Origin of the sequence: Streptomyces sp. NPDC093261 (genome assembly GCF_044753645.1) — a bacterium.
Classification (GTDB): Bacteria; Actinomycetota; Actinomycetes; order Streptomycetales; family Streptomycetaceae; genus Streptomyces.
Genome location: NZ_JBIVNO010000003.1, coordinates 125,988 through 138,340, shown reverse-complemented (window position 1 = coordinate 138,340; position 12,353 = coordinate 125,988). Strand labels below are relative to the sequence as shown.

At 70.5% G+C, this 12,353-nt stretch carries 9 protein-coding genes; 2 read left to right on the top strand and 7 right to left on the bottom strand.

Features of this window, described 5'->3' with window-relative positions; all coding sequences use genetic code 11:
- The first annotated feature begins 19 nt into the window (after positions 1–19).
- Complete coding sequence (locus ACIP94_RS09745; protein ID WP_402422055.1) at positions 20–1,219, top strand: MarP family serine protease; 1,200 nt, start codon at positions 20–22, stop codon at positions 1,217–1,219.
- A 39-nt stretch (positions 1,220–1,258) separates the two neighbouring features.
- Here ACIP94_RS09745 and ACIP94_RS09740 read toward each other — a convergent pair whose 3' ends face one another.
- The 6 genes from ACIP94_RS09740 to ACIP94_RS09715 form a co-directional block, all read right to left on the bottom strand.
- A complete protein-coding gene (locus ACIP94_RS09740) occupies positions 1,259–1,438 on the bottom strand; it encodes a hypothetical protein (RefSeq protein ID WP_402422051.1) in 180 nt (59 codons plus the stop codon).
- A 218-nt stretch (positions 1,439–1,656) separates the two neighbouring features.
- The gene (locus ACIP94_RS09735; protein ID WP_402422049.1) at positions 1,657–2,607 is read right to left on the bottom strand and encodes an alpha/beta fold hydrolase; all 951 of its coding nucleotides are present in this window, start codon (positions 2,605–2,607) and stop codon (positions 1,657–1,659) included.
- Positions 2,604–3,083 (bottom strand): phage holin family protein, encoded by a 480-nt coding sequence (locus ACIP94_RS09730; protein ID WP_402422047.1) that lies wholly within the window; start codon positions 3,081–3,083, stop codon positions 2,604–2,606. The genes ACIP94_RS09735 and ACIP94_RS09730 overlap by 4 nt, the downstream gene beginning before the upstream one ends.
- Positions 3,084–3,223: 140 nt before the next feature.
- Positions 3,224–4,654, bottom strand: coding sequence for a Na+/H+ antiporter NhaA (gene nhaA, locus ACIP94_RS09725; RefSeq protein ID WP_402422044.1), 1,431 nt, complete (start codon positions 4,652–4,654; stop codon positions 3,224–3,226).
- 394 nt (positions 4,655–5,048) lie between these two features.
- Positions 5,049–7,004, bottom strand: coding sequence for an acetate--CoA ligase (gene acs, locus ACIP94_RS09720; protein ID WP_402422041.1), 1,956 nt, complete (start codon positions 7,002–7,004; stop codon positions 5,049–5,051).
- Between the two features lie 216 nt (positions 7,005–7,220).
- The gene (locus ACIP94_RS09715; protein WP_402422038.1) at positions 7,221–9,602 is read right to left on the bottom strand and encodes a bifunctional SulP family inorganic anion transporter/carbonic anhydrase; all 2,382 of its coding nucleotides are present in this window, start codon (positions 9,600–9,602) and stop codon (positions 7,221–7,223) included.
- A gap of 341 nt (positions 9,603–9,943) precedes the next feature.
- Here ACIP94_RS09715 and ACIP94_RS09710 point away from each other — a divergent pair, with 341 nt between their 5' ends.
- On the top strand, positions 9,944–11,206 hold the full coding sequence (locus tag ACIP94_RS09710) for a hypothetical protein (protein ID WP_402422035.1): 1,263 nt from the start codon (positions 9,944–9,946) through the stop codon (positions 11,204–11,206).
- Positions 11,207–11,309: 103 nt separating this feature from the next.
- On the opposite strand, the gene ACIP94_RS09705 is transcribed toward ACIP94_RS09710, so the two are convergent.
- Positions 11,310–12,290: an ATP-binding protein gene (locus ACIP94_RS09705; RefSeq protein WP_402422032.1), complete on the bottom strand. Its 981-nt coding sequence runs from the start codon at positions 12,288–12,290 to the stop codon at positions 11,310–11,312.
- Between the last annotated feature and the right edge of the window lie 63 nt (positions 12,291–12,353).

Here is a 12,353-nt window from a genome sequence, read left to right as displayed (position 1 = left end):
TGAGGCGAGGCTACAAGCAGTGAACGTGCTGGACATCCTGTTGCTGGTCGCCGCCGTGTGGTTCGCGATCGTGGGCTATCGCCAGGGCTTCGTCGTCGGCATCCTCTCGGTGATCGGCTTCCTGGGCGGCGGTCTCGTCGCGGTCTATCTGCTGCCGGTCATCTGGGACAGCGCCACCGACGGCGCCAAGGTGAGCACGACCGCCGCGGTGGTCGCCGTCGTGGTGGTGATCGTCTGCGCCTCCGTCGGCCAGGCCCTGACCACCCATCTGGGCAACAAGCTGCGCCGGTACATCACCTGGTCCCCGGCCCGTGCCCTGGACGCCACGGGCGGTGCGCTCGTCAACGTGGTGGCGATGCTCCTGGTCGCCTGGCTGATCGGCTCCGCCCTCGCCGGCACGACGCTGCCGACGCTCGGCAAGGAGGTGCGCGGCTCCAAGGTGCTCCTCGGGGTCTCGCGCGCCCTGCCCACGCAGGCGAACACCTGGTTCGCGGACTTCTCCTCGGTGCTCGCGCAGAACGGCTTCCCGCAGGTCTTCAGCCCGTTCGTGAACGAACCCATCACCGAGGTACGGCCTCCCGATCCGGCCCTCGCGAGAAGCATGGTCGCCACGCGCGCGCAGCGCTCCATCGTCAAGGTCATGGGCACCGCGCAGAGCTGTGGCAAGGTCCTCGAGGGCACCGGCTTCGTCTTCGGTGACCGCCGTGTCATGACCAACGCGCACGTGGTCGGCGGCGTCGACGAGCCCACCGTCCAGATAGGCGGCGAGGGAAGGAGGTACGACGCCAGGGTCGTGCTCTACGACTGGCGGCGCGACATCGCCGTACTCGACGTCCCGGGCCTCCGGGCGCCGGCGCTCCGGTTCACCGCCACGGACGCGTCCGGCGGCAGCAGCGCGATCGTGGCCGGCTTCCCCGAGAACGGGTCGTACAACGTCCAGCCCGCGCGGGTCCGGGGCCGCATCACGGCGAACGGCCCGGACATCTACCACCGGGGCACGGTCCGCCGCGATGTGTACTCGCTGTACGCGACCGTCCGCCAGGGAAACTCCGGCGGCCCGCTGCTGACGCCCGACGGCAAGGTCTACGGGGTGGTCTTCGCCAAGTCCCTCGACGACGCCGAGACGGGGTACGCGCTCACCGCGGACGAGGTCCGGAAGGACATCGCCGAGGGTCGTACGGCGAACCAGCAGGTGGACAGCGACAGCTGCGCACTGTGACGCCGGAGGTCGGGCCGGGCCGCTACCGGGGCCCCGTGGTCAGCCGCGCGTGTGACGCAATCGCACCGAGACCCAGCGGGCCCGGCGGCGCAGAATGTGCGGGATCCCCACCTGGGGGTCCCTGCCCTGCATCTGCGGAGCGCCCCTTTGGTGGGAGCCCGGCGCGGTGGCCGAGCGGCGGTCGCGTGCTGCGTCACTGTAGTCGTGCGTCCAGCCCATACCCCGACGTCTGCCCCTGCCCCATGGTCGATAACCGCCCTGTGGGGCCCCAATTGGCCTATGCGGCGGGCATGTGGCCGATCGTGGAACAGTCGTTCCCGTCCGGGCATCGGGCCGTACGTTCGCACCCCGTTCCCGTCCGGGTACCGGGCGCGTTCGCACGGTCACCGGACGGGTTCGAGGAGCGGTCATCGGTCCACGCGCCGGCCGGCGGCGGGTCAGCGGTCGGGCTCGGGGTCCTTGAGCCAGTTGATCAGCTCGGACGAGAACGTCACCGGGTCCTCTTCGTGCGGGAAGTGCCCCAGTCCGTCGAAGAGCCGCCAGCGGTACGGCGCCTCGACGTACTGCCCCGATCCGGCCGCGCTCCTGGTGCGCGTGACAGGGTCCAGCGAGCCGTGCAGATGCAGGGTCGGGACCCGAACCGGCCGTTTCATACGCCGGTTGAACTGAATGCCGTCGGGCCGGGCCAGGGAGCGCACCATCCAGCGGTACGGCTCCACGGAGCAGTGCGCCGTCGAGGGGATGCACATGGCGCGTTGGTAGGCCTCCACGGCCTCGTCGTCCGGCAGCCGCGGACCCGACCAGTCCCGGATGAGCCGGCCGACCAGGGCGCCGTCGTCGGCGGTCAGCCGGCGTTCGGGAATCCAGGGCCGCTGGAAGCCCCAGATATAGGAACTCGCGGCCGTCTGCTTGACGTCGCCGAGCATCGCCGAGCGCCAGCGGCGCGGATGCGGCATCGAGGAGACGACGAGCCGCCGCACCAGCTTGGGGCGCATGGCGGCAGCCGTCCAGGCCAGATATCCGCCCAGGTCGTGGCCGACGAGCGCGGCGTCGGGCTCGCCCAGGGACCGGACGACGCCGGTGATGTCGAGCGCCAGGTTCGCGGGGTCGTAGCCGCGCGGTGTGCGGTCACTGCCGCCGACCCCGCGCAGGTCCATCGCCACGGCGCGGAAGCCCGCCTCGGCGAGCGCCACCAACTGGTGCCGCCAGGCCCACCAGAACTGCGGAAAGCCGTGCAGGAGCAGGACGAGGGGCCCGTCGCCCAGCTCCGCGATGTGAAAGCGCGCGCCGTTGGCCGCGACGTTGCGGTGTGTCACCTCTTTCCCGCCGGGCACGTCGAGCCGTACGACCGAGGTGGATTGCGCCGAATGGGTGGCGGGGTCCGTCATGAGGACGAGCGTGCCACAGCTTCGGCGGCCGTGCCGGACGAGTGCGGCTGACGCGGGTGCGGCTTGGCGTGCTGGAGGACGCCCGCGGACTCCTTCATCGACGCGGCGACCTTCTGCGGGCCCTTGCCCTTCTTCGCCTTCTTCGCGAACATCAGGCCGATGAGGGCCAGGAGTCCCGCGACCACCACGTTGGCGGCGAAGGAGAGCAGGAAGCAGACGGCCAGGTTCCAGCCACTCCAGGTTCGGATCCCGTAGGCCAGCGCGAAGTTCAGCATGGGCAGGGAGAACAGCAGCACGGCGCCCGCGGCCGAGAACGCGCCTCCGCTCGTCGCCCCACGCTTGACGTCTCGCTTGAGCTGAGCCTTCGCCAGCGCGATCTCGTCGTGCACCAGTGCGGACAATTCGGTCGTCGCCGAGGCGAACAGCTGGCCGATGCTGCGTTCGGCGCCGACCGGGCTGCCGTCGGGTGCGCTCATCGCGGTCTCCCTGCTCTCTCACGTGGCTACTCCGCCGACACTGCGGAGTTTTGCGGATGTGTCAGATCATGCCGGACGGCCGTTGTGTCCGCTTGCCCCGCCCGGCACTTCGCAAGCGCGCCGTTCCGGTCCCAACTCCGCTAGTTGCCGCGGGTTTCGGCCGGCCGAGCCGTTCCCGGCCCGGCCGGTGTCCCGCGCGTGGCGGTCCCGAGGGCGGCGAGCCTGCGGTGCTCGGCGGCCTTGCCCTCGTGGCTCTCGGCCATGCGCAGGTGGAAGGCCGGGTCGTTCGCCGCGTAGACGTCGGGAACGCCGTCCATGTCGTCGTCGCGCTCCTCCTCCGCGCACAGGGCCCGGTACTTCGCGTTGCGGATCTTCAGCAGCGTGGTCGCGCACACGGCCGCGATCAGCGACCCGGCGAGGACGGCGGCCTTGACCTCGTCCGTGAGCGCCGGATTCCCGTCGAACGCGAGTTCGCCGATGAGGAGGGAGACGGTGAAGCCGATACCGGCCAGGGAGGCGACGGCGAACACATCGGCCCACGCGAGGCCCTCGCTGAGCGAGGCCCGGGTGAAGCGGACCGTGAGCCATGTCCCGCCGAAGATGCCGACCGTCTTGCCGATCATCAGACCCAGCACGACGCCGAGCGTCTCCGGCCTGGTGAACACATCCCCGAGCGCTCCGCCCGAGACCACGACACCCGCGCTCAGCAGGGCGAACAGCGGAACCGCGAGACCGGCGGACAGGGGCCGCACGAGATGCTCCATATGCTCGCCGGGGGAGTGCTCCTCGCCCTCGTGGCGGTGGCAGCGCAGCATGAGTCCCATGGCGACGCCGGCGACGGTGGCGTGGACGCCGCTGTTGTACATCAGCCCCCAGATGACCAGCGCGAGCGGGACGTACACGTACCAGCCGCGGACGCCCTTGCGCAGCAGCACCCAGAACACGGCGAGGCCGGCGAGGGCACCGGCGAGGGCGGCGAGGTTCAGCCGGTCCGTGAAGAAGACCGCGATGATCAGGATGGCGAACAGGTCGTCGACGACGGCGAGCGTCAGCAGGAAGGCCCGCAGGGCGGACGGCAGCGAGGTGCCGATGACCGCGAGGACCGCGAGCGCGAAGGCGATGTCGGTGGCCGTGGGGACCGCCCAGCCGGCGAGGGATCCGTCGCCCGCGGCACTGGTGAGGGCGTACACGGCCGCGGGCGTGGCCATTCCGCACAGCGCGGCGACGACGGGGAGCACGGCCGCCCGTGGATCCCGTAGATCGCCGGCGACCAGTTCACGCTTGAGCTCGATCCCCGCGACGAAGAAGAAGACCGCGAGGAGTCCGTCGGCGGCCCAGTGCCGGAGGGACAGGTCGAGACCGAGGGCGGCCGGCCCGAAGCGGTAGCCGCTCACGCTCTCGTAGCTGCTGTGCAGCGCGGGTATGTTCGCCCAGATCAGCGCGGTGGCGGCGGCAAGGAGGAGCAGCAGACCGCCGACCGTCTCCGTGCGCAGCGCGTCCGCGACGAAGGTCCGCTCGGGCAGCGAGAGCCGTCCGAGGAACGTGCGGTTACGGGTGCGGGGCGCGGCCACGGTGGGAACCTCCGGTCGGATGCAGCTGACTGACCGCCGTCGCGGAAACCCGCGGACGGCTTGCCGACCAGACTTCCCGGCGCACCTTGAGCTGTTTATTTTACTGGATCCTTACGATCGGGTTCTCTCTTCGGGCCGACGGGGCGGGCGGAAGGCTCAGGGGCCTGGGCCTGGGCCTGGGCCTGGGCCTGGGTCTGGGCCTGGGTCTGGGCCTGGGCCTGGGTCTGGGGTCTGGGTCTGGGGCCTGGGGTCTGGGGCCTGGGCCTGGGCCTGGGTCTGGGTCTGGGGCGGGGCAGGGGCGAGGGCAGGGCTCCGCGGGCGGGCCGGCAGGGCCCCCGGGACACGACAAGGGCGCCCGGCACACCGCCGGGCGCCCTTGTCGAGACGTAGGGACCTAGTCCTCGCTCGGTGCCGCCGGCAGTTTCGCCTGGATCAGGTGCATCACCGTCGAGTCGGTCAGCGTCGTCACGTCCCCGAGCTCACGGTTCTCCGCGACGTCGCGGAGCAGTCGCCGCATGATCTTCCCGGAGCGGGTCTTCGGCAGTTCCGCCACCGGCAGGATCCGCTTCGGCTTGGTGATCGCGCCGAGCGTCGCGCCCACGTGGTCGCGCAGCTCGCCCACGAGGTTCTCGTCCTCGGACGCCGTGCCGCGCAGGATCACAAAGGCGACGATCGCCTGGCCGGTCGTCTCGTCCGCGGCGCCGACCACGGCCGCCTCGGCGACGGCGGGGTGGGACACCAGCGCGGACTCCACCTCGGTGGTCGAGATGTTGTGCCCGGACACGAGCATCACGTCGTCGACACGCCCGAGAAGCCAGATGTCCCCGTCGTCGTCCTTCTTCGCGCCGTCCCCGGCGAAGTACCTGCCCTCGAACCGCGACCAGTACGTGTCGACGAACCGCTGGTCGTCTCCCCAGATGGTGCGCAGCATCGACGGCCACGGCTCGGTGAGCACCAGATAGCCGCCGCCCCCGTTCGGCACCTCGTTCGCCTCGTCGTCGACGACGGTCGCGCAGATGCCCGGCAGGGACCGCTGCGCCGAACCCGGCTTGGTCTCGGTCACGCCCGGCAGCGGCGAGATCATCATCGCGCCGGTCTCGGTCTGCCACCAGGTGTCCACGACCGGGGTGCGGTCCCCGCCGATGTGCTTGCGGTACCAGATCCACGCCTCGGGGTTGATCGGCTCGCCGACGGACCCGAGCACCCGCAGGCTGCTGAGGTCGAACTTGGCGGGGATGTCGTCGCCCCACTTCATGAACGTACGGATCGCCGTGGGCGCCGTGTACAGGATCGTGACCCCGTACTTCTGCACGATCTCCCAGAAGCGGCCCTGGTGCGGCGTGTCGGGCGTGCCCTCGTACATGACCTGGGTCGCGCCGTTGGCCAGCGGCCCGTAGACGATGTACGAGTGCCCGGTGACCCAGCCGACGTCCGCGGTGCACCAGTACACGTCGGTCTCCGGCTTGAGGTCGAAGACCGCCCAGTGCGTGTACGAGGCCTGGGTGAGGTAGCCGCCGGAGGTGTGCAGGATGCCCTTGGGCTTACCCGTCGTACCGGACGTGTACAGGATGAACAGCGGGTGCTCCGCGTCGAACGCCTCCGGAGTGTGCTCGGTGGACTGGCGCTCGACGAACTCGTGCCACCACACGTCCCGGCCCTCGGTCCAGGCGACCTCCTGGCCGGTGCGGCGGACGACGAGCACATGCTCGACGTTGTCCACGCGCTCGATCGCCTCGTCGACGGCCGGCTTGAGGGCGGACGGCTTGCCGCGGCGCCAGCCGCCGTCGGAGGTGATGACGACCCGCGCGTCGGCGTCCTGGATACGGGCGGCGAGCGCGTCCGCCGAGAAGCCGCCGAAGACGACGGAGTGCGCGGCGCCGATACGGGCGCAGGCCAGCATCGCGATCGCGGTCTCCGGGATCATCGGCATATAGACGGCGACCCGGTCGCCCTTGCGGACCCCCAGCTCCAGCAGCGCGTTCGCGGCCTTGGACACCTCGTCCTTCAGCTCCGCGTAGGTGATGGCGCGGCTGTCACCGGGCTCGCCCTCGAAATGAAGCGCGACACGGTCGCCGTGGCCCGCCTCGACATGCCGGTCGACGCAGTTGTACGCGACGTTCAGCCTGCCGTCCTTGAACCACTTCGCGAACGGCGGGTTCGACCAGTCCAGGGTCTCGGTCGGCTCCACCGCCCAGGTCAGCCGGCGGGCCTGCTCGGCCCAGAAGCCGAGCCTGTCAGCCTTGGCCTGTTCGTACGCCTCTGCCGTGACGTTGGCCCCCGCGACCAGGTCGGCGGGGGGCGCGAACCTGCGCTCTTCCTTGAGCAGGTTGGCCAGGCTTTCGTTGCTCACGACATCTCCCATTCCCAGGGTGTCCGTTGTGTCCCGGGCCACAGCTCACCAGACCGGGGGGCTCGATGACAAGGGCCGCCCCGAAATTGGTTTAGACCTGTTGCGCCGGTGTGGTCCTTCAGCTCTGCCCACGTTCACGTGGGCATCGCCACCTCGGTTCACCCGGCGTCGGTGGTGCGGCCCGGCGATCCGGGCCCGGACCGCACCACCACGGTGTCATGCCAGGCTGCGCGCCTCCCCGGCCGCGCCCACCCGTCCGAAGACATCGCCCTCCTGGGAGCCGGGGAGCAGATACGCCTGGGCCTCGCCCACGTGGAAGTACATGCCGTGCAGTTCGAGCGTGCCCTCGTCGAGGGCACGGGCCACCGACTCGTGCTCCCTCAGGTGTTCCAGCTGCTGCACCACATTGGTCAGGCACAGCTGCTCCACCGCGTCGGCCGGCTCCCGCCCGGCGATCCGGGCCCAGGGCCGCTCCTCATCGGACATCCGCTCCAGGCTGGGCACCCCGTGGCGCAGCCATCGCTCGAGCGGGGTGCGCGCACCGCCCGGTGCCGACGCGAGCAGGGCCTGCATCGCGCCGCAGCCGGAGTGCCCGCACACCGTGATGGAGCGCACCTTCAGGACGTCCACCGCGTACTCGATGGCAGCCGCCACCGAGTCGTCCCCACGCTCCGCGCCGGGCCGGGGCACCAGGTTGCCGACGTTGCGGACGACGAACAGGTCGCCGGGACCGCTGGAAGTGATCATCGATGTGACGAGCCGGGAGTCGGCGCAGGTCAGAAAGAGCTGCGACGGTCGCTGTCCCTCACGCGCCAGACGGGCCAGCTCGCTCCGCACCAGCGGTGCGGTGTTCCGCTGGAACGCGCTGATACCCCGTGCGAGTTGCTGCCCGCTCGGCCCGGACCCACCGGGCGATCCGCCCGGATGGTCGCCGAGCGGTGCGGTGGGAGGCCGATCGCACTGGTGGTTGCGCCATGGTGTCCAGGGCCGGCACCGGCACGCGGATGCCTCCGCGGGCTCCTGGCTCCCCGGGAGCGCGGGGGCGCCGAGGGCGGGGACCGCGCCCCGGTTTCCGGCGCGGCCGGTGAGGGCCACCGTGCCGCCCTGTGCGCGGTGCGCCCGCTGCCAGTCCTGCAGGGAGTCGTACGCCGCGTGGTCCATGAACGATCCCTCCAGCTCCACGACGGCGTCCGCCCCGGCGGGCACCAGGTGCAGCGCCCGGCTGAGCCGGGGCACCGCGAGGAAGGTCAGCTGTCCTCTGACTCGTACGTGATGGACTCCTTTTCTCTCCTCGTGGGTGATGCGGGTGCGGGTGAGGCGGTGCAGGGCCACCGCTACGGCCACGGCGACGCCCAGGCTCACGCCCCCCAGGACGCCCAGAAGGGCGACGGCCGCCGTGGTGACGGCGTAGACCAGCACCTCTCGGTGGCGGGTGACTGTGCGGATGTGGTGCAGGGACACCATCTGGATGCCGACGGCCATCACCAGTGCGGCGAGCGAGGCGAGGGGGATCAGCTCGAGCACTGGGGCCATCAGCAGCGCGGCCACTACCACCCAAACGCCGTGCAGCATCGTGGAGTTCCGGCTGACGGCGCCGGCCCGGACATTCGCCGAACTTCTCACGGCGACGCCCGCGAGCGGCAGTCCGCCGAGCGCTCCGGAGACGACGTTCGCGGCACCCTGTCCGAGCAGCTCGCGGTCCAGGTCCGAGCGGCCGGGGTACGGATGGCGCCCCGCGGCCAGCTTGTCCACGGCGACGGCACCGAGCAGTGACTGCACACTGCACACCAGCGTGGTGGTCAGAACGGCGGCGGCGAGGCCGGGGACGGAGCCCTCGGGCAGCCCGGCCAGGGCGTGGCTGCGCCAGGAGGGCAGGTCGACTCTGGGCAGCGGGAGGGCGGCGAGCGAGGCGGCGGCGGTCGCTCCGGTGACGGCGACGAGCGCGGCCGGGACCCTGCGCAGGAGCTGTCCGATCCGTCCGGGCAGTCGTGGCCAGACGAGCAGCAGGGCCAGGGTCAGCGCGCTGACCGAGACGGCGGCCGGCCGAAGGTGGGCCAGCTGGGCGGGCAGCGCACGCAGGTTGTCGAGGACGGCGCTGTGCGGGGTGCCCCCGAGCACGATGTGCAGCTGCGCGACGGCGATGGTGACGCCGATGCCGGCGAGCATGCCGTGCACGATCGCGGGGCTGACCGCGAGGGCCGTACGTGCCACGCGCAGGCAGCCGAGGCCCAGTTGGGCGAGGCCGGCGAGGACGGTGATGGCGCAGGTCGTACGCCATCCGTAGCGGTGGATGAGGTCGGCGGTGACCACGGTGAGCCCGGCGGCGGGGCCGCTGACCTGGAGCGGGGAGCCACCGAACCGGCCGGCGACGAGTCCGCCGACGGCTGCGGCGACGAGGCCTGACTGGAGCGGGGCGCCGGTGGCGAGGGCGATGCCGAGGGACAGGGGGAGGGCGATCAGGAAGACCGCGAGGGAGGCCGACAGATCGGCACCCGCGAGCGGGAAGCGGCGGGGCCGGGACGGCGGGGGACTGTGGGGCTGGTGCACGCGCTTCGTCCGAGTCGAGTCGGTGGCGCGGGTGGGGACGCAGGCGGGCATGTTCCCGTCTCCTCCGGGGTGGCGCGGTCGCGGAATGGATGGGCCCCGGCCGAGGGGCCGGGGGTCGGGGCGCGGCCGTGGGTCACGGCGTACAGCGGCGGGATGCTTCAACACTCGGTAAATGGATCGTAATGCCGAGTAAAGCGAACGTATCTGATATCCAAGCAAATAGGGCAATGGATCACCCTGCGGAGTGAACTAGTAATTTCATCGGCTTGTCATACAAATTCCCCCTTTGCCCCATGCGACCTTGGCCGGGCTGCGCGTGAAGGCGGATTGCCGCCGCCGCACAGCAGGACTGATCAGCGTGGCCCCGACTGAAGGAAGAAGGTGGGCGGAGGATGGCCGCCAACCAGAGGATCGCGGCGGGCGTCGCACTGGCCGCGGCCTGTGCCACCGCGTTCGCCGGCTGCTCGACCGGCAGGACCGCTTCCGGACAGGGCGCGACGAAGGCTCCCGGTGCGCCGGCACCGGGGAGCGCGGTCCGCCTGATCGGTGACGGGTCCACCGCGTACACCGGTACGCAGCCGCATCTGCCTAGGTCCGAACGGCTGAAGCCCGGTCAGCGGCCCCCGCAGTTCGTCGTCTTCTCCTGGGATGGGGCCGGCGAGGACAGCCACAGGCTGTTCTCGTACTTCCGCAAGGTCGCCAAGGCCAACAACGCGACGATGACGTACTTCCTGAGCGGTGTGTACATGCTGCCGGAGGAGAAGCGTGACCTGTACCGGCCGCCTCAGCACTCCCCGGGCCGCTCGGACATCGGCTTCAACGACGAGAAGGGAATCAGGGACACCGTCCGGCAACTGCGCCTGGCATGGCTGGAGGGCAACGAGATCGGCACCCACTTCAACGGGCACTTCTGCGGCAACGAGGGCGGGGTCGGCCAGTGGTCGGTCGAGGAGTGGAAGGACGAGATCGCCCAGGCGAAGTCGTTCGTGAAGTCATGGAAGACCAATGCGGAGCTGAAGAACGAACCCCCGCTGCCCTTCGATTACGACAAGGAGCTCATCGGCGGCCGCACGCCCTGCCTGGAGGGACGGACGAACTTCGTGAAGGCGGCCCGCGACCTGGGCTTCCGCTACGACACCTCCGGTATCGCCAAGCAGGTCTGGCCCGGCAAGAAGGACGGCCTGTGGGACCTCTCGATGCAACTCGTGCCCTTCCCCGGGCACTCCTACGAGCAGCTGACGATGGACTACAACTTCATGACCGACCAGTCGGGCACCCGGACCCAGGGTGATCCCGACAAGTTCGGGGAGTGGGGCGACCAGTTGCGCGACGGCCTGCTTCAGGGCTTCCAGCGCGCGTACGACGGAAACCGGGCACCCATGGTCGTCGGCAACCACTTCGAGACCTGGAACGGCGGCACCTACATGCGTGCCGTCCAGGAGGTCGTCGAGCGGGTGTGCACCCTGCCCGAGGTGCGCTGTGTCTCCTTCCACCAGCTCGTCGACTGGCTGGACGCCCAGGACCCGCAGATCCTGCGGAAGCTCGGAACACTCAAGGTGGGCCAGGCCCCCAAGGAGGGCTGGGAGTCCTTCCTGGCGGCCCACCCCGCCCCTGAGCCCAAGGGGGTTCCGGGAGCTCCGCCGATCAAGCCGTAGACGTGGGGCGGCCGTTTCCCTGGCGGCGCCGGTCGCCTCGCGCCGGGATGGGGCGCCCGCCGCGTCCGCACCGCCCAAGGCAACGATTCCGGGCAGCCGTTGCTCACACGGCGGCGACCAGGCCCTCTCTGAGGACGAACCCGGGGTCGACCTGCGCCGCCAGGTCGGCGCCCGTGCGTTCGTTGCCCCAACTGGTCGCGTTCCGCAGATGGAAGTGCACCATCTGGCGTGTGTACCGCTCCCAGTCCCGGACCTCGTACATGGCGTCGGCGGCGACCTGGAGAACGCGCAGGGAGCGCCGGTTCGCGTCCTCAAGGAACTCGAACCGGGGCGGACGGCCCTTTTCCATGGAGCGCACCCAGTCCGAGTGCCCGACGGTCACGAGCAGGTCGTCACCGACCTCGGCGCGGAGGAAGTCGATGTCGTCCTGGCCCTGCACCTTGTTGCCGACGACCTTCAGGACGACCCCGAAGTCGCGGGCGTACTCCTTGTACTGCCGATAGACGGAGACCCCCTTCCGGGTCGGCTCGGCGACGAGGAACGTGATGTCGAAGCGGGTGAACATGCCGGAGGCGAAGGAGTCCGAGCCTGCCGTCATGTCGACCACCACATACTCGTCACGGCCGTCCAGCAGGTGGTTCAGGCACAGCTCCACCGCTCCCGTCTTGGAGTGGTAGCAGGCGACCCCCAGGTCGGCGTCCGTGAAAGGGCCGGTGACCATCAAACGGACTGCGCTGCCGTCGAGTTCCACCGGGCGCGCGCAGGCGTCGTAGACGGGGTTGTTCTCCCGTACCCGCAGCAGCCGTGACCCCTCGCCGGGCGGAGTCGTCTTGATCATTGTCTCGGCGGAGGGGATCCGGCGGTTGCTGCCCCGGAGGTAGTCCTTGATCAGCCGCAGCCGTTCCCCCATGGCCGGCAATGCCGCGGCCTCGTCCTCGTCGAGTCCGAGGGCGGCCGCGAGGTGCTGGTTGATGTCCGCGTCGATCGCGACGACGGGTGCTCCGGCGGCCGCGAGATGGCGAATGAACAGGGACGACAGGGTCGTCTTGCCGCTGCCGCCCTTCCCGACGAAAGCAATTTTCATATTCACCAAGAGTAGCGGCGTGGTCGCTGCGAGTTGCAAACCGACGTGAAGAAGACCACTCCT